This window comes from Pseudomonas sp. TE9122 (assembly GCF_056278925.1).
The window spans coordinates 4,326,923-4,343,461 of sequence record NZ_JBWBQI010000001.1; the positions used below are offsets into that span (position 1 = coordinate 4,326,923).

Sequence of the window (16,539 nt, forward strand, 5' to 3'; positions counted from 1 at the left end):
GAAGAACAAGCGCTAAAACCCTCAGGAACGCCATGGGCGACGGCTTACACGCCTTTCTGTTTATCCAGCGCCACCTGATACAACACGTTTTTGCGCTCGCCAGTGATTTGCGCTGCCAGTGCGGCGGCGCGCTTGAGCGGCATTTCCTCAAGCAGCAAATCGAGGATGCGCATGGCTTCGCTGCTGACCGCGTCCTCCGACTCCGGCGCCGTCCAGCCGGCCACCAGAACCACGCACTCGCCGCGCTGCTGATTGCTGTCGGACTCGACGAACGCACGCAGTTCGCTGAGCGGCAGGCCTTTGAGGGTTTCGAAGGTTTTGGTGATTTCCCGCGCCAGCAGAGCCTGACGCTCGCCGCCAAACACTGCTTCCATATCCTGCAGGCATTCGAGAATGCGATGCGGCGCTTCATAGAAAATCAGCGTGCGCGGTTCTTCTTTAACCGCTTCCAGACGCGCTTTGCGTCCGACCGACTTGGCCGGCAGGAAACCTTCGAAGATAAAACGGTCGGACGGCAATCCCGCCGCCGACAGCGCCGCGATCAAAGCGCAGGCACCCGGCACCGGCACCACGTTGATGCCGGCGGCACGGGCCTGACGCACCAGGTGATAACCCGGATCGGAGATAAGCGGCGTGCCGGCATCGGAGATCAGCGCGACGTTGTCGCCCGCCAGCAATCGGGTAATAAAGCGGCTACCCTCATCCCGTTCGTTGTGTTCGTGACATGCGGCCAGCGGCGTACCGATGCCGAAGTGCTGCATCAGGCGCGCCGAATGCCGGGTGTCTTCCGCTGCAATCAGCGCCACTTCACGCAGGATTTTCAAGGCCCGGGCGCTGATGTCGTCCAGGTTGCCGATGGGCGTCGCCACCACATAAAGCGAGCCAGCAGCGGAATTCAAAGGACCTGGAGCAGTCAAAGCGCACACCTCGTGATCGGTAAAAGCGGCCATTGTAGCGCGTCATGAGGCTTGCGATGCGCTCCCGCCGAGTGCGGTTTTTCGCCCGGTTGTGCGCTGCCGCAACATTTACTCCAGCTAAATTGACCGATTCACGCCAGTAACATCGCGCCCCGGCCAGTGCTTGGGTACAATTCCACGCTAATTTGATCGAGTATCAGGAACACTTACATGATCGCTTGCCTGCGGCTGTTCACTGCCCTCTGCCTCGCTGCCTTGTTGGCCGCGTGTGCCAGCTCCCCTTCCTCCAGCCTTGGCGAACTTCCACGGACTCCGGACGCCAGCATCGAGCAACTGCTCGAACAGGCTGCCCAGGCTAAAACCCCGGAACAAGCCGCCCTGCTGCGCCTGAGCGCAGCAGACCAGGCTTATCGCCAAGGCAATGCCGGCCAGTCCGCGCAAATCCTGCAACAAGTGCCGGTGGAGCAACTCAAGCCAGGCCAGCAGATTTTCGCCAATACGCTGTCCGCCGAACTGGCCATGACGCGCAATCAGCCTAAAGCTGCGCTGACCGCCCTGAGCCATCCGAGCTTCCAGAAGCTCAGCGAAATGCCGGAAGAGCAGCAAGTGCGCACTGGCACTGTTCACGCCCGCGCCCTTGAAGCCGATGGCCAGACGCTGGCCGCTGCCCGTGAGCGTGTGTTCATTGCACCGATGCTGGAAGGCGAAGCGGCGAGCAAGAACCACGAAGCGATCTGGACCCTGATCGCGTCGCTGCCAACCGATCAATTGCAACCGAACAACACCGACGATCTCGGCGGTTGGATGGCTCTGGCGCAAGCGGTGAAAACCGCAGGCACGCTGGAACAGCAACAAGCCGCAATCGACAACTGGCGTGCGCAGAATCCAAAGCACCCGGCGGCTGTCAACCTGCCGCTGCCATTGACCAAACTCAAGGAACTGGCCAGCCAGCCACTGAGCAAAATCGCCCTGCTGCTGCCACAGGACGGCCAATTGGCGTCGGTCGGCAAAGCGCTGCGTGAAGGCTTCATGGCCGCGCATTATCAGGCGCAACAGGCCGGCCAGAACCCACCTGCCATCGAGTTCTACGACAGCTCGAAGCTGACCTCGATGGACGAGTTCTATCGCAAGGCCCAGGCTGACGGCGTGCAACTGGTAGTCGGCCCACTGGAAAAACCACTGGTCAAGCAACTGAGCACTCGCCCGCAACTGCCGATCACCACCCTGGCGCTGAACTACAGCGAAGGCGAGCAAGGCCCGGCGCAACTGTTCCAGTTCGGTCTCGCTGCTGAAGACGAAGCTCGCGAAGTTTCCCGTCGCGCTCGTGCCGACGGCCTGCATCGCGCCGCGATCATGGTGCCGAAGGGCGAATGGGGCGATCGCGTCCTGCGTGCCTTCAGCCAGGACTGGCAAGCCAATGGCGGCAGTATCGTTGCCACCGAGCGTGTCGATCAGCCGGTGCAACTGGCCCAGCAGATCGCCGACATGTTCCAGCTGCGTCAGAGCGAAGCTCGCGCCAAGAGCCTGCAGAATGTTGCCGGCACCAATGTCGCCGCCCAGCCTTCGCGTCGCCAGGACATCGAATTCATCTTCTTGGCCGCCACGCCGCAACAGGCCCAGCAGATCAAGCCGACCCTGAACTTCCAGTACGCCGGTGACGTGCCGGTCTACGCGACTTCCCACGTGTACAGCGCCAGCGGCGACGTCAATCAGTACAACGACATGAACGGCATTCGCTTCTGCGAAACCCCATGGCTGCTGGAAACCAGCGATCCGCTGCGCCAGCAGGTGGCTGCGCAATGGCCGCAAGCCAATGGCAGCCTCGGTCGCCTGTACGCCATGGGCGCCGACGCCTATCGCCTGGCACCGCGTCTGGGCCAACTCAAGGCCCTGCCGGACAGCCGCATCGAAGGTCAGTCGGGCAGCCTCGGCATGACCCAGACCCAACGCGTAGTGCGCCAGCTGCCATGGGCACAGTTCGTCAGCGGTCAGGTGCAGCGCCTGCCGGACACACCGCGCTGATGCCCGACAGGTCACGCTCGCAAAGCGGCAAGGATGCCGAGCGCCAAGCGCTCGAACATCTGCAACAACAAGGTCTGCACCTGTTGGCGCAGAACTGGTTATGCAAACGCGGCGAGCTTGATCTGGTCATGCTTGATGGCGATACAGTAGTATTCGTTGAAGTTCGCTACAGAAAAAACACTCAATGGGGTGGCGCGCTCGCCAGTATCGACGAGCGCAAGCAGCAGAAACTGATCTTTGCAGCACAGTATTTTCTTCAGCGCGAGTCGCGTTGGGCCAATTCCCCCTGCCGCTTCGATGTGGTGGCGATCGACAGCCACCCGAATCAGCTGAACTGGTTGCAGAATGCTTTCGACAGTTGATCGCCTGCACCCTGCCCTGTTTTCGTCCGACACATTTTGCTCTTTGCTTTGCCGGCTGCACATTCACGTGCCGAACAGCCGCGCCACTTAAGGTCACACAGATGGACATGCAATCCCGAATTCGCCAGCTTTTCCAGGCCAGTATCGACACCAAGCAACAGGCGATGGACGTACTTGCACCGCACATCGAGCAAGCCAGCCAGATCATGGTCAACGCCCTGCTCAACGAAGGCAAAATGCTCTCGTGCGGCAACGGTGGTTCGGCCGGCGATGCCCAGCATTTTTCTTCGGAGCTGCTCAACCGCTTCGAGCGCGAGCGTCCGAGCCTGCCGGCGATTGCGCTGACCACCGACACTTCGACGATCACCTCGATCGCCAACGATTACAGCTACAACGAAGTGTTCTCCAAGCAGATCCGCGCCCTCGGCCAGCCGGGCGATGTATTGCTGGCGATTTCGACCAGCGGCAACTCGGCGAACATTATTCAAGCGATCCAGGCCGCACATGATCGCGAAATGATTGTCGTAGCTTTGACCGGACGCGATGGCGGCGGCATGGCGTCGCTGCTGTTGCCCGAGGACGTCGAGATTCGCGTACCGGCCAACGTCACTGCACGTATTCAGGAAGTCCACTTGCTGGCGATCCATTGCCTTTGCGATCTGATCGACAGCCAACTGTTCGGGAGTGAAGAATGACCCCTAATCGCCTTGGCCTTCTGGCCTTGACCCTGTGCCTCGGCATCAGCGGCTGCACTTCGGTGGTGAATGCCAGCCGTGAAGCGCCGATCGAAGACGACCGTGGCACGCGCACCTTCGGCAGCAAGATCGACGACTCGCTGATCGAAACCAAAGCGGGCGTGAACATCGCCAAGGCCGATCCGGCACTGGACAACGACTCGCACATTGTCATCACCAGCTTCAACGGCGTGGTCCTGCTCGCCGGCCAGACTCCGCGCGAAGACCTCAAGGCCAAAGCCGAACAGGCCGCCGCCAACGTCCAGCGCGTGAAGAAGGTGCACAACGAACTGCAAGTGCTGCAACCGTCCTCCCTGCTCGCGCGCCAGAACGACGCGTGGCTGACCACCAAGATCAAGACCCAGATGCTCACCGACGCCAGCATTCCTGGCTCGCGTATCAAGGTCGTGACCGAGAATGGCATCGTCTATCTGCTGGGCCTGCTGACCAAACAGGAAGCCACTCAGGCAACCAATCTGGTTCAGGGTGTGTCCGGTGTGCAGAAGATCGTGAAGCTGTTCGAATACATCGACTGACCTGATTACGCAGGAGTTGTGTAGGAGCTGACGAGTGCAACGAGGCTGCGATCTTTTGATCTTGCTTTTAAAAATCAAAAGATCGCAGCCTCCGGCAGCTCCTACACGACCAATGCAGACACAAAAAAGGCGATCCATCCGGATCGCCTTTTTTTATTTCACAACCTTCAAGCTTGGCCGGCCACTCGGACGTGGCGGCTCGCTGCCCGGTGGCGGCGAGTCGTCATCCGGATCAATGTCTTCCTCGTCGTCCATCGGCAACTCGAGGTCAAACACCATGCCCTGGCCGTTCTCCCGGGCGTAGATGCCCAGGATCGCGCTGATCGGCACGTAGAGACTGTGCGGAACACCGCCGAAGCGGCCTTCGAACGTCACCACGTCGTTGTCCATGTGCAGATGACGCACGGCACTGGGCGAGATGTTCAGGACGATCTGGCCGTCACTGGCAAAACCCTGTGGCACCTGCACCGCCGGGTACTCGGAGTTGACCAGCATGTGCGGGGTGCAATCGTTATCCACAATCCACTCGTAGAGCGCGCGGACCAGATAAGGTCGACTGGAGTTCATAGCGGCTCCTTAAGCCTTAGCGCATATCGCGTTCGACACCAGACAGACTTGCCTGGAAAGCCTCACGCGCAAACTGACGCTCCATATAATCAAGCAGCGGCTTGGCCGGCCGCGGCAGTTCAATACCCAGAATCGGCAAACGCCAGAGTATGGGTAATAGGCAGCAATCCACCAGACTTTGTTCCTCACTGAGGAAGAACGGTTTGTCGGCAAACAGCGGCGAAACGCCGGTCAGGCTTTCGCGCAGTTCCTTGCGCGCCACAACCCGTGCAGCCTCTTTGCTCTTGGGATCCAGAATCAGATCCACCAGCCCGCACCAGTCACGCTGAATCCTGTGGATCAGCAGACGACTGTTGGCCCGCGCCACCGGATAAACCGGCATCAGCGGCGGGTGCGGGTAACGCTCATCCAGATACTCCATCACCACGGTCGACTCCCACAACGCCAGGTCACGATCGACCAGCGTCGGCAGACTGCCGTAAGGGTTCACCTCAATCAGTTTAGGCGGCTGGCGGCCCGCTTCCACGTAGATGATTTCGGCGCTGACACCCTTCTCTGCAAGCACGATGCGCACTCGGTGGGAATAGTGGTCGGCGGGGTCGGAGTAACAGGCCAACCGATTGGTCACGCCCATGGCGATCCTCCTCGCTTGTTGAATTTGTCGGAACCGGAAAAACGCGCGCGCCCAGAGAGCACCTCCCGCAGGGTCTGACTGAGCAGACCCTGCTTTAGCGGAGGCGCCCTTGGGCGCGCGCGATTAACAGCAATGCTTGAAGCGTATCAGTGCACGTCTTTCCAGTATTCACGCTTGAGCAGGTAGGCGAACACAAAGAAGAACGCCAGGTACAGCAAGACATAAGTACCGATGCGCTGATGTTGCAGCTTAACCGGGTTAGCCGAGTAAGCCAGGAAGGTTACCAGATTCTTGACCTTCTCATCGAACTGCTCTTCGTTCAGAGCACCGGACTTCGGCACGATGGTCAACTGATCACACGCTTCATGAGTCAGCGGCGTGCCGGTCAGCGGATCGTATTGCTTCTTGCCGTCCTCCACGATCTGCACCTGCTTGCAGCCGACGACCTGCCGACCTTGCAGGCCGACCAGCACGTTAGGCATGCCGACGTTCGGGAAGACCTTGTTGTTCACGCCCCATGGACGCGCCGGATCTTCGTAGAACGACTTCAGGTAACCGTAGAGCCAGTCGGTGCCGCGTACCCGCGCTACCAGAGTCAGGTCCGGCGGCGCTGCGCCGAACCAAGTCTTGGCGTCGGCCGGCTGCATGCCGATGTTCATGTGGTCGCCAATCTTGGCACCGGTGAATACCAGCTTCTCCAGCATCAACTCGTGCGGGATGCCGAGGTCATCGGCAACGCGCTCGTAACGCTGGAACTTGGCGCTGTGGCACCCCATGCAATAGTTGGCAAAGGTCCGTGCACCATCCTGCAGGGCGGCTTTGTCGGAGACGTCGATATCGACACTTTCCAGTTCCGGACCATGGCCCCCGGCAGCAAAGGACAGGGAAGGCAGCGCAGCAAAAATCAGAGCAAGAAATAACTTTTTCATCAGCCAGTCACCCTTTCCGGAACCGGTTTGGTCTTCTCGAGCCGGGTGTAGAACGGCATCAGAATGAAGTAGGCGAAATACAGGAAGGTGCAGACCTGCGACAGCAACGTGCGCCCCGGCGTCGGCGCAAGAACGCCGAGGATGCCGAGAATCACGAAAGAAATGCAGAACACCACCAGCCAGATTTTGCTCAACCAGCCCTTGTAGCGCATCGACCTCACCGGGCTGCGATCCAGCCATGGCAGCACGAACAGCACCGCAATCGCCGCACCCATGGCGATAACGCCCATGAGCTTGTCCGGTACCGCACGCAGGATTGCGTAGAACGGAGTGAAGTACCAGACCGGGGCAATGTGCTCAGGCGTCTTGAACGGGTTAGCCGGCTCGAAGTTTGGTTTTTCCAGGAAGTAGCCGCCCATTTCCGGGAAGAAGAACACAATGAAGCAGAAGATAAACAGGAACACCACAACGCCGACAATGTCCTTCACCGTGTAGTACGGGTGGAAGGCGATGCCGTCCAGCGGGATGCCGTTTTCGTCTTTGTGCTTCTTGATATCGACGCCGTCAGGGTTGTTCGAGCCCACTTCGTGCAGCGCCAGGATGTGCAGCACCACCAGACCGAGAATCACGATCGGCAGCGCGACAACGTGCAAGGCGAAGAAGCGGTTCAGGGTGATTCCGGAGATCAGGTAGTCACCACGAATCCACTGGGTCAGGTCATCGCCGATCAGCGGAATCGCGCCGAACAGCGAGATGATCACCTGGGCGCCCCAGTACGACATCTGGCCCCACGGCAGCAGGTAACCCATGAACGCTTCGGCCATCAGCGCCAGGTAGATCAGCATGCCGAACACCCAGACCAGCTCGCGCGGTTTCTGGTACGAACCGTAGAGCAGGCCGCGGAACATGTGCAGATAGACGACGATGAAAAACGCCGAAGCGCCGGTCGAGTGCAGCAGACGCAGGATCGAACCGTACTCGACGTCGCGCATGATGTATTCGACGGAAGCAAACGCCTCTTCTGCGGACGGCGTGTAGCTCATCGTCAGCCAGACACCGGTGACGATCTGATTGACCAGCACCAGCAGCGCCAGCGAACCGAAGAAATAGAAGAAGTTGAAGTTTTTTGGTGCGTAATATTTGCTGAGATGGTCTTCCCACATTTTGGTCGCGGGAAAGCGCGCATCAACCCAATCCATGAACTTGCTCATCACGCTTTCTCCGTATCGACGCCAATGACAATCAGCTCATCGGTCTCATAGGAATGCGGGGGAACTGGCAGGTTCAAAGGCGCAGGTTGCGACTTGTAGACGCGGCCAGCCAGATCGTAGTGGGAGCCGTGGCACGGGCAGAAATAGCCGCCTACCCAGTCCTTGCCCAGATCCGCAGGTGCCACTTCGGGACGGAAGGTCGGTGAGCAACCCAGGTGCGTACAGATCCCGATCAGCAGGAGAATTTCCGGCTTGATCGAACGTACTTCCGGGTCGACATAAGTGGGTTGCGTGGAGTTTTTGGAGGTCGGATCGGAGAGCTGACCCTCGATCTTCTTGAGATTCCCCAGGATTTCCTCGGTACGGCGGACAATGAACACCGGCTGGCCGCGCCATTCAGCAATCATCTGCTGGCCTGGCTCGATTTTGCTGACATTCACTTTCACCGGTGCACCGGCAGCTTTCGCCTTGGCACTGGGAAACCATGACCCCACGAACGGGACCGCAGCCCCCACCGCTCCTGCAGCACCCACCACGGATGTGGCTGCCACCAGGAAGCGACGCCGGCCTGCATTCACGCCGTCATTGCTCATTCAGTCCTCTCCCATCAGCTTTTTTGGCCTGTTAAATCAGGCGTCTACTAAATAAATCAAATGTTACTTATAAAAATTTTGCCCGAATGGTAATGAAAACCCCCAATTCTGACAAGGTTAATTCCCCGGGGCTCAACCCCTCAAGCCTTGGAGTATAGGGGGTCTACGGCTGTGGCAAGTTGTCACAACGCAATTCTTTGATAAATCGCACGCATAAAAAAACGCCCGCTTCCGTGAGGAGGCGGGCGTTCTTTTTTGAACGTGGAAGCGGAATTAACGCTTCGAGTACTGCGGACGCTTACGCGCTTTACGCAGACCAACTTTCTTACGTTCAACTTCACGGGCGTCGCGGGTAACGAAGCCAGCTTTGCGCAGAGCGCTACGCAGGGTTTCGTCGTAGTCCATCAGAGCGCGGGTGATGCCGTGGCGGATTGCGCCAGCCTGACCACTTACACCACCGCCGATCACGGTGACGTAGATGTCGAACTTCTCGACAGTCTCGGTCAGCTCCAGCGGCTGACGAACTACCATGCGGGCAGTTTCGCGGCCGAAGAAGTTATCCAGCGAACGGTTGTTGATGGAGATGTTACCAGTACCCGGACGCAGGAAAACGCGTGCGGTTGCGGTCTTGCGACGGCCAGTGCCGTAATTTTGAGTCGCCGACATAATGAACTATTCCGTTAAATCTTCAGTTCTTGGGGCTGCTGAGCAGTATGAGGGTGTGCAGCGCCCGCATAGACTTTCAGCTTACGGTACATGTCGCGACCCAGTGGGTTTTTAGGCAGCATGCCTTTAACCGCGGTCTCGATCACGCGCTCAGGGGCTTTGGCGATCAGCTTTTCAAAGTTGATCGACTTGATGCCGCCCGGGAAACCGGAGTGGGAGTAGTACATTTTGTCAGTGGTTTTAGCGCCGGTAACACGGATCTGCTCGGCGTTGATGACGACGATGTAGTCGCCGGTGTCAACGTGAGGAGTGTACTCAGGCTTGTGCTTGCCACGCAGACGGCTCGCGATTTCGGTGGCCAGACGACCCAGGGTCTGACCAGCAGCGTCGACGACAAACCAGTCGCGCTTTACTGTTTCCGGTTTAGCAGTAAAAGTTTTCATTCTTTATAGCCTCAGGGGCCGCCTGTAAATAAGACGGCGGATCTTACTGAATAGTGCGTACTTTGACAAGTCAAAGGCAGCCGGATACAGACGCTTTCGGGGGCTCGGGTCGGCGCGTCCGTTCAACGGCAAGATTCTTCGGCGGCGGCGCATCACTTCCACTGCAGAAAGAGGTCGGCAATTATGCAGATTGCGAAAAATTTTTCAACCTGCTTTTATGATTGTTTTGCCCAAGGAGCACCCGATGGACTATCGCCAGCTAGGCCGTACCGATCTGAACGTGAGTGCAATCTGCCTCGGCACCATGACCTGGGGCGAGCAAAACACTGAAGCTGAAGCCTTCGCCCAGATCGAAAGGGCCAAGGAAGCCGGGATCAATTTCCTCGACACTGCCGAAATGTATCCGGTGCCGCCCAAAGCCGAAACCTACGCCACCACCGAGCGCTACATCGGCAATTACTTCAAGAGTCGCGGTGACCGTGCCGACTGGATCCTCGCCAGCAAGATCGCCGGCCCCGGCAACACCATCGACTACATCCGCGACAAGAACCTGCGCCACAACCGCCAGCACATCACCGAGGCGCTGGACGGCAGTCTCAAGCGCCTGCAGACCGATTACATCGATCTGTATCAACTGCACTGGCCGGAACGCAGCACCAACTTTTTCGGACAGCTGGGCTACAAGCACAAGATCGAAGCCAACCTGACGCCACTGGAAGACACCCTCGAAGCCCTCGACGAACAGGTGAAGGCCGGCAAGATCCGCCACATCGGTCTGTCCAACGAGACGCCGTGGGGCACCATGCGCTTTCTGGCTCTGGCCGAAGCTCGTGGCTGGCCGCGTGCAGTGTCGATCCAGAACCCGTACAACCTGCTCAACCGCAGCTTCGAAGTCGGCTTGGCCGAGATCGCCATCCGCGAACAGTGCGGCCTGCTCGCCTATTCGCCGCTGGCGTTCGGTTTCCTCTCCGGCAAGTACGAGGGTGGCGCCCGTCCAGCGAAAGGACGCCTGAGCCTCTACAGCCGCTTCAGCCGCTATTTCAACCCGCAATCCGAAGCGGCGTGCAGCCGTTACGTTGCATTGGCCCGTGAACACGGCCTGGACCCGGCGCAAATGGCACTGGCCTTCGTGACCCAGCAACCCTTCGTCACCAGCAACATCATTGGCGCAACGACGCTTGAGCAACTGGACAGCAACATTGCCAGTTTTGATCTGAAACTGTCCGATGAAGTGCTGGCCGGGATCGAGGCGATTCACAAGGATCATCCGAATCCCGCGCCGTAACTGACCGCCAAAAGCTTCGCGAGCAGGCTCGCTCCCACAGGTACCGTGATCCCCTGCGGGAGCGAGCCTGCTCGCGAAGGGGCCAGTCGGATTACCTCAACAGCGGAACGCGGAGCGTCCCCGGCGGCATTCCCACGCAGAGCGTGGGAACGATCATCAAAGCGACCGCGCAATAATCTCCTTCATGATTTCATTGGTGCCTGCATAGATCCGCTGCACCCGCGCATCCGCCCACGCCCGGGCCACCGGGTATTCCCACATGAAGCCGTAGCCGCCATGCAGTTGCACGCATTCGTCGAGCACTTTGCATTGCAGGTCGGTGCCCCAATATTTGGCCATCGCCGCCGTCGGCACATCGAGTTTGCCTTGCAGATGCAACTCCAGGCAGCGGTCGACAAAAACCCGGCCGATCTGGATCTCGGTAGCCATCTCGGCCAGTTTGAAGCGGGTGTTCTGGAAATCGGCAATCGACTTGCCGAACGCCTTGCGATCACGGGTGTAATCCAGCGTCCATTGCAACGCCGCTTCAGCCGAGGCCAGGCCGCCAATCGCCACGGTCAGGCGCTCTTGCGGTAACTCCTGCATCAGATAGGCAAACCCGGCCCCCGCCTGGCCGAGAAGGTTCTCCTTCGGCACGCGCATGTCCTGGAAGAACAGTTCCGAGGTGTCCTGCGCCTTCATGCCGACCTTCTCCAAGCGCTTGCCCTTCTCGAAGCCCGGCGTATTCGCCTCCACCAGGAACAGGCTGGTGCCCTTGGCCCCGGCCTTCGGGTCGGTCTTGGCCACCACGATGACCAGATCAGCCAGAAAGCCGTTGGTGATAAAGGTTTTCGAGCCGTTGATCACATATTCGTCACCGTCGAGCACCGCCGTGGTTTTCACCCCTTGCAGGTCGGAACCCGCCCCTGGCTCGGTCATGGCAATCGCCGTGACCATTTCGCCCGAGACCAGTTTCGGCAGGTACTTGTGCTTCAGCGCTTCGCTGCCGTAATGCAGGATGTACGGCGCGACGATATCCGAGTGCAGGGAAAAGCCGATGCCGGTGAGTCCCAGGCGCCCGACTTCCTCAATAACCACGGTGCTGTAGAGGAAATCCGCGCCCAGCCCGCCGTACTCCTCCGGCAGATGCGAACAAAGCATCCCCGCCTCCCCCGCCTTGTTCCACAGTGCGCGATCGATGTGCCCCTGCTTCTCCCACTGCGCGTGATACGGCACGGCCTCTTTTTCGAGGAAAGTTCGCACGCTGTCGCGGAACAATTCGTGCTCGGAGCTGAACAGGGTTCTGGGGATCATGCGGCACCTTTCTTTGTTGTTGGAGGGATTCGGCTCTCAGAGACTAAGCCCGACTCCCGCTACGGGACACTGGACACATCCGACAAAAAATAAGACGATCCAGCCGTCTGGTGACCACTTTCCCTTATAAAAACAAAACAAAAGTTGAATTATGTCTAAGCACGTCTCCCCGCCCTTGCGGCGCGTCAGCATCCTGGCCATCGACCGGGTTTTCGCTTACACCCTCATGCAAGCCAAGGATTTTTTCCATGTGGCCAGCCTGCGTTACGGCAAACAACTGGGCCACGGCCTGACACCGGCGTTTGAAACGCGCCTGGTCAGCCCGGATGGCAAACCGGTAAAAAGCTTCAGCGACGTGGTCATGCCGGTCGACGGTGGCCTGGAAAACGCCGATGTGATCATCCTCCCGGCGTTCTGGGACGACTTCGATACCCTGTGCGGCCGTTACCCGCAAATCCTGCCGTGGCTGCGCGAACAGCATGCGCGCGGCGCGGTGTTGTGTGGCGAAGCCACCGGGGTGTTCTGGCTCGCCGAAGCCGGGCTGCTCAACGGCAAGGAAGCGACCACCTACTGGCGCTTCTTCAATGCCTTCGCCGAGCGTTTCCCCAAGGTCTATCTGAATCAGGACAAGCACCTGACCGACGCCGACAATCTCTACTGCGCCGGCGGTACTACCTCGGCCTGCGATCTCTATATCTATCTGATCGAACGCTTCTGCGGCGCGAACGTGGCGCAAGCCGTGGCCCGCGACATTCTCTACGAAGTGCAGCGCAGCTATTCGCCGGGACGTATCGGTTTTGGTGGGCAGAAGCTGCATCAGGACGTGATCATCCTGCAGATCCAGCAATGGCTCGAAGAACATTTCGCCGACAAATTCCGCTTCGAAGACGTCGCCCGCGAGCACGGCATGAGCATCCGCAACTTCATGCGCCGCTTCCAGACCGCCACCGGCGACAAACCGCTGCACTACTTGCAACGCCTGCGCATCGAGACGGCCAAGGGCTTGCTTTCGGGCACGCGCAAGAGCATCAAGACCATCAGTTATGAGGTCGGTTACGACGATGCGAGCTTTTTTGCGCGATTGTTCCGCCAGCACACCGAACTGTCGCCTAACCAGTATCGGCAACAGTTTCAGCAGGCTGCGTAAACTTCCGCCAGACTGACGTCCCTGTGGGTGTAGTCCTTCCACGGGGACCGACTTGTAAGTTGTGATTCGTCCGACACAAATGAACGAAAACAGAACAGCGTCTGGCTGTGTTTTACGACTGTTCGGACGTGCCTGCGCCGACCAGACTACTTCCCAAGCACATCGCATCAGGGAAGATCAACAGTGACCATCGGCTCCAGCTACAACTATCCCTCACGGGCTCCTGGCCTTGAAAAACGCAAAAAACGTTCGCCACAGAACAACTGGAAAGCCCGTTTCCCCAATCCGCCGGACCTGTGTTTTGACTACCGCGCGTTACTGGAGCAGCCAGGCGGAATCGCCCGAGCGACTGATTCGAGCCATCGAATCTGCATCATCGGCGCAGGCATCACAGGCCTGACGGCAGCGAGAGAATTGCTGCGCTGCGGCTTCACCCAGATCACGCTGATCGAACAGTCCTCGCGAATCGGCGGCAGGCACCTGACCGTTCCCGGCAGTCCTCAATCCAAGGCCAGCCATACCCCGTTCGAAATGGGTGCGATGCGTATGCCTTTGTTCAATCGCGAAGGAGAATCGCCGAAGGAAGGTCGTTCGCTGATGGCCTACTACGCGACGATATTCGACCTGGCCCTTTCAGACTTTGCCAATCCCGGCAGCCAATGGGTCAAATCAACCGGCATCTATCTGCGCGAGGGCAGCCTGTCAGAGCAGGCTACGCCGCAAATGCTTATCTGGAAAAACGCCGACGGTCAGACCCGTCCTCCCGGCGAGAAGCTGCAAGCGGTGTATGCAAAATGGAGAGCGTTCGCCGACCGCATGACCCGGCACGTTTGCGACAGTTATGCGAGCGAGGAATGGGAGTCCGTGTGGGCAGCTATTGTCGCCAGGTATCACGCCATTTCCTTCCGTGATCTGGTGAGCATGCCGGTGCTGCAACGCTGGGAAAAAGACGCGCCGGGCGATTTTGGCGGGATGGGAATGTCGCCAGAGGAATCGGCCATTTTTTATGCCATCGGCATCGGTGACGGCAGCTGGGGCGCATTTTATGATGTCTGTGCACTGTACCCGCTGCGCACTGCCATATTCGGGTTCAGCAGTCACTTGCAACTGGTGCTGGGTCGGGTAGATGAAAAAGGCGATCCTCTGCCTGACTCACCGCATATCCGCAGCAATGCGGTTTTCGATTCAACCGGGCTGCAGTTCGAAGGCCCGCGCTACCTCGGTCTCGCGGCGCTGAGTGAAAGCCTTATGTTCATCAAACCTGATGAAACAGCGAAGTCTTTCCACGAACACAGCCTGCAATACCGCGAAGGTTTGCTGACTGATAGCGCCGTCACTCGGCTGAAAAAGCTCGACAGCGGTAAAACCCGTGTCTACTACAACTGGAAGCAAAGTCGCCCCCATCAGGCCCAGGAACATTTCAGCGATTATGACTCCGTGATCATGACGCTGCCTTCGTGGTTGATCGAAACACGAATCAGGCTTGAAAACTTCACGGCACAAATGCTGCCGTTCGAAACGATCAATGCGTACAAGACTGCACATTGGGAAACCAGCTGCAAAGTGTTCGCGCCGCTGAAGAAATCCTTCCTGTCCGGCAATACCGCCATCCCCCAAGCGATCGTCACGGACAGTTTTATCCACGATGTTTATACCTACCGCTATAACGATCACTACAGCTACGACTGCATTCTTCTCAGTTACACCTGGGAAGATGACGCTACCAAACTCTGCTGTTTCAGCGACAAGGAGCTGGTCGCCAAATGTGCCGAAGAACTTGATCGAATCCTGATGAACTGCAGCAATATCGGGCAGCGCATCTCGCCTTTCATTGGCCTGAATCAGGCCGTCGTACAGCGCTGGATCACCGATAAGAACTCACTGGGGTGCGCCAAACTTTACCGCCCCGGCGCCTACTACGACGCTGTAAGCCTGATGAAATACAACCGCGACTATTCCAGTGTTTCCGGGCTGTATCTTTCTGGCGAGTCGTTTTCAGTGGATGCCGGCTGGACCGAGCCCTGCTTTCGCGGTGCCATCGATGCGGTGATTCATATTTGCGAAAAAACCTCGGCGCAGTTCAATGGCGGCTTCCAGATAACCGACTATCCACACTACCAGGCCGGACCATGAAGTTTTCAGTCACGCAATTCAGCGTCCTGAACGTGCATCGTCGATATGTGTTTAATCGTCCTAGGAGGCGTACTACAACTTAACCGGAAAGCGCCGACTTACCTTCCAGTGCTGACTCGACTCTTATGTTCCCCGCCACCCGATGGCGTGAAAACAACAATAAGGGATCATGAAAAATGAGTGAGTCAACAAGCCCTGTTCGTGTTGCGGTTGTGCAATGTGATCCGCAGGTCGGTACGCAAAATCGTGCAGCGAATCTGAGTAATAGCCTGGAGTTGGCACTGCAGGCGGTCAATGGCGGTGCCAACCTCATCGTTTTGCCCGAGCTGACAAACACCGGTTATTTCTTTCGCACTCGACAGGATGCGTTCGATCACGCCGAATCGGTTCCGGATGGGCCGAGCGTGAGCCGATGGGAGGATTTTGCCCGCCAGCATCAGGTGTATCTGGTAGCAGGGCTGACCGAGCGCGAAGGGGCACGGTTGTACAACACAGCCGTGTTGTTGGGACCTGACGGTTTCATCGGCAAATACCGCAAGGCGCACCTGTGGAATCTGGAGAAGCTCTGGTTCACCGCAGGCGATAGCGGTTTCCCGGTGTTCGAAACGCCGATCGGTCGTATCGGTCTGCTGATCTGCTGGGACATCTGGTTTCCCGAGGTCCCGAGAATCCTCAGCCAGCAGGGCGCGGACATTATCTGCAGCCTGAACAACTGGGTCTGGACACCACCGCCCTTGTTCGATGACGCCGGCAAGTGCATGGCTTCGTACCTGACCATGACCGCGGCGCACGTCAACAATGTGTTCATTGCGGCGGCCAGCCGAATCGGCGAAGAGCGTGGCGCTCGTTACCTTGGATGCTCTTTGATTGCTGGCACTAACGGCTGGCCGATTGGCCGCGTGGCGTCCGCCGACCAGCAGGAAATCCTCTACGCCGATATCGACCTGACCAGCTCGCGCAGTGCGCCAATCTGGAACGACCTGAACGATTTGCACCGTGATCGGCGCTGTGATGTCTACGATCGAATGCTCGGTTACACCCAGCATCCGTGCCTGCCGCGTTAACCG

At 58.5% G+C, this 16,539-nt stretch carries 17 protein-coding genes; 8 read left to right on the top strand and 9 right to left on the bottom strand.

Going from position 1 to position 16,539, the window contains the following annotated elements; genetic code table 11:
* Nucleotides 1-44: 44 nt before the first annotated feature.
* A complete protein-coding gene (rsmI, locus tag ACZ9BE_RS19420; protein ID WP_016773267.1) occupies nt 45-950 on the bottom strand; it encodes a 16S rRNA (cytidine(1402)-2'-O)-methyltransferase in 906 nt (301 codons plus the stop codon).
* 177 nt (nt 951-1,127) lie between these two features.
* On the opposite strand from rsmI, the gene ACZ9BE_RS19425 reads away from it, so the two are divergent.
* The 4 genes from ACZ9BE_RS19425 (at nt 1,128) to ACZ9BE_RS19440 (ending at nt 4,571) form a co-directional block, all read left to right on the top strand.
* Nucleotides 1,128-2,939: a penicillin-binding protein activator gene (locus tag ACZ9BE_RS19425; protein ID WP_016773266.1), complete on the top strand. Its 1,812-nt coding sequence runs from the start codon at nt 1,128-1,130 to the stop codon at nt 2,937-2,939.
* On the top strand, nt 2,939-3,301 hold the full coding sequence (locus ACZ9BE_RS19430; RefSeq protein ID WP_122603711.1) for a YraN family protein: 363 nt from the start codon (nt 2,939-2,941) through the stop codon (nt 3,299-3,301). Before ACZ9BE_RS19425 ends, ACZ9BE_RS19430 begins: the two co-directional genes overlap by 1 nt.
* Nucleotides 3,302-3,402: 101 nt before the next feature.
* The gene (locus ACZ9BE_RS19435) at nt 3,403-3,996 is read left to right on the top strand and encodes a phosphoheptose isomerase (protein ID WP_008082788.1); all 594 of its coding nucleotides are present in this window, start codon (nt 3,403-3,405) and stop codon (nt 3,994-3,996) included.
* Nucleotides 3,993-4,571 carry a BON domain-containing protein gene (locus ACZ9BE_RS19440; protein ID WP_024014250.1) on the top strand — a complete coding sequence of 193 codons (579 nt, stop codon included), beginning with the start codon at nt 3,993-3,995 and terminating at the stop codon, nt 4,569-4,571. The genes ACZ9BE_RS19435 and ACZ9BE_RS19440 overlap by 4 nt, the downstream gene beginning before the upstream one ends.
* A 153-nt stretch (nt 4,572-4,724) precedes the next feature.
* Here ACZ9BE_RS19440 and ACZ9BE_RS19445 read toward each other — a convergent pair whose 3' ends face one another.
* From ACZ9BE_RS19445 to rplM, 7 genes are all read right to left on the bottom strand, one after another.
* On the bottom strand, nt 4,725-5,138 hold the full coding sequence (locus ACZ9BE_RS19445; protein WP_016773263.1) for a ClpXP protease specificity-enhancing factor: 414 nt from the start codon (nt 5,136-5,138) through the stop codon (nt 4,725-4,727).
* Between the two features lie 16 nt (nt 5,139-5,154).
* Nucleotides 5,155-5,772 carry a glutathione S-transferase N-terminal domain-containing protein gene (locus ACZ9BE_RS19450; RefSeq protein ID WP_007961620.1) on the bottom strand — a complete coding sequence of 206 codons (618 nt, stop codon included), beginning with the start codon at nt 5,770-5,772 and terminating at the stop codon, nt 5,155-5,157.
* A gap of 146 nt (nt 5,773-5,918) precedes the next feature.
* Nucleotides 5,919-6,701, bottom strand: a complete 783-nt coding sequence (locus ACZ9BE_RS19455; RefSeq protein ID WP_122747823.1) for a cytochrome c1 — start codon at nt 6,699-6,701, stop codon at nt 5,919-5,921.
* A complete protein-coding gene (locus ACZ9BE_RS19460) occupies nt 6,701-7,912 on the bottom strand; it encodes a cytochrome b (protein ID WP_150741841.1) in 1,212 nt (403 codons plus the stop codon). The genes ACZ9BE_RS19455 and ACZ9BE_RS19460 overlap by 1 nt, the downstream gene beginning before the upstream one ends.
* Complete coding sequence (gene petA, locus ACZ9BE_RS19465; RefSeq protein WP_041479967.1) at nt 7,912-8,505, bottom strand: ubiquinol-cytochrome c reductase iron-sulfur subunit; 594 nt, start codon at nt 8,503-8,505, stop codon at nt 7,912-7,914. The genes ACZ9BE_RS19460 and petA overlap by 1 nt, the downstream gene beginning before the upstream one ends.
* Nucleotides 8,506-8,778: 273 nt before the next feature.
* Nucleotides 8,779-9,171, bottom strand: coding sequence for a 30S ribosomal protein S9 (gene rpsI / locus ACZ9BE_RS19470; RefSeq protein ID WP_003228056.1), 393 nt, complete (start codon nt 9,169-9,171; stop codon nt 8,779-8,781).
* A 14-nt stretch (nt 9,172-9,185) separates the two neighbouring features.
* Nucleotides 9,186-9,614 (bottom strand): 50S ribosomal protein L13, encoded by a 429-nt coding sequence (gene rplM, locus ACZ9BE_RS19475; protein WP_003228062.1) that lies wholly within the window; start codon nt 9,612-9,614, stop codon nt 9,186-9,188.
* Between the two features lie 244 nt (nt 9,615-9,858).
* Here rplM and ACZ9BE_RS19480 point away from each other — a divergent pair, with 244 nt between their 5' ends.
* Complete coding sequence (locus tag ACZ9BE_RS19480; protein WP_056790225.1) at nt 9,859-10,899, top strand: NADP(H)-dependent aldo-keto reductase; 1,041 nt, start codon at nt 9,859-9,861, stop codon at nt 10,897-10,899.
* A 156-nt stretch (nt 10,900-11,055) separates the two neighbouring features.
* Here ACZ9BE_RS19480 and ACZ9BE_RS19485 read toward each other — a convergent pair whose 3' ends face one another.
* On the bottom strand, nt 11,056-12,192 hold the full coding sequence (locus ACZ9BE_RS19485; RefSeq protein ID WP_476249831.1) for an acyl-CoA dehydrogenase family protein: 1,137 nt from the start codon (nt 12,190-12,192) through the stop codon (nt 11,056-11,058).
* A gap of 250 nt (nt 12,193-12,442) precedes the next feature.
* Between ACZ9BE_RS19485 and ACZ9BE_RS19490 the strand changes: the two genes are divergently transcribed.
* The 3 genes from ACZ9BE_RS19490 to ACZ9BE_RS19500 all read left to right on the top strand — a co-directional run bounded on the left by ACZ9BE_RS19490 (nt 12,443) and on the right by ACZ9BE_RS19500 (nt 16,536).
* On the top strand, nt 12,443-13,339 hold the full coding sequence (locus ACZ9BE_RS19490; protein ID WP_163012735.1) for a GlxA family transcriptional regulator: 897 nt from the start codon (nt 12,443-12,445) through the stop codon (nt 13,337-13,339).
* Between the two features lie 183 nt (nt 13,340-13,522).
* Nucleotides 13,523-15,472, top strand: coding sequence for a flavin monoamine oxidase family protein (locus tag ACZ9BE_RS19495; RefSeq protein WP_476249832.1), 1,950 nt, complete (start codon nt 13,523-13,525; stop codon nt 15,470-15,472).
* Nucleotides 15,473-15,648: 176 nt separating this feature from the next.
* Nucleotides 15,649-16,536: a nitrilase family protein gene (locus ACZ9BE_RS19500; RefSeq protein WP_038860996.1), complete on the top strand. Its 888-nt coding sequence runs from the start codon at nt 15,649-15,651 to the stop codon at nt 16,534-16,536.
* The last annotated feature ends 3 nt before the right edge of the window (nt 16,537-16,539 follow it).

Coding starts and splice junctions, on each gene's coding strand:
- rsmI (WP_016773267.1), bottom strand. CDS start 950: ATGGCCGCTTTTACCGATCACGAGGTGTGCGCTTTGACTGCTCCAGGT.
- ACZ9BE_RS19425 (WP_016773266.1), top strand. CDS start 1,128: ATGATCGCTTGCCTGCGGCTGTTCACTGCCCTCTGCCTCGCTGCCTTG.
- ACZ9BE_RS19430 (WP_122603711.1), top strand. CDS start 2,939: ATGCCCGACAGGTCACGCTCGCAAAGCGGCAAGGATGCCGAGCGCCAA.
- ACZ9BE_RS19435 (WP_008082788.1), top strand. CDS start 3,403: ATGGACATGCAATCCCGAATTCGCCAGCTTTTCCAGGCCAGTATCGAC.
- ACZ9BE_RS19440 (WP_024014250.1), top strand. CDS start 3,993: ATGACCCCTAATCGCCTTGGCCTTCTGGCCTTGACCCTGTGCCTCGGC.
- ACZ9BE_RS19445 (WP_016773263.1), bottom strand. CDS start 5,138: ATGAACTCCAGTCGACCTTATCTGGTCCGCGCGCTCTACGAGTGGATT.
- ACZ9BE_RS19450 (WP_007961620.1), bottom strand. CDS start 5,772: ATGGGCGTGACCAATCGGTTGGCCTGTTACTCCGACCCCGCCGACCAC.
- ACZ9BE_RS19455 (WP_122747823.1), bottom strand. CDS start 6,701: ATGAAAAAGTTATTTCTTGCTCTGATTTTTGCTGCGCTGCCTTCCCTG.
- ACZ9BE_RS19460 (WP_150741841.1), bottom strand. CDS start 7,912: ATGAGCAAGTTCATGGATTGGGTTGATGCGCGCTTTCCCGCGACCAAA.
- petA (WP_041479967.1), bottom strand. CDS start 8,505: ATGAGCAATGACGGCGTGAATGCAGGCCGGCGTCGCTTCCTGGTGGCA.
- rpsI (WP_003228056.1), bottom strand. CDS start 9,171: ATGTCGGCGACTCAAAATTACGGCACTGGCCGTCGCAAGACCGCAACC.
- rplM (WP_003228062.1), bottom strand. CDS start 9,614: ATGAAAACTTTTACTGCTAAACCGGAAACAGTAAAGCGCGACTGGTTT.
- ACZ9BE_RS19480 (WP_056790225.1), top strand. CDS start 9,859: ATGGACTATCGCCAGCTAGGCCGTACCGATCTGAACGTGAGTGCAATC.
- ACZ9BE_RS19485 (WP_476249831.1), bottom strand. CDS start 12,192: ATGATCCCCAGAACCCTGTTCAGCTCCGAGCACGAATTGTTCCGCGAC.
- ACZ9BE_RS19500 (WP_038860996.1), top strand. CDS start 15,649: ATGAGTGAGTCAACAAGCCCTGTTCGTGTTGCGGTTGTGCAATGTGAT.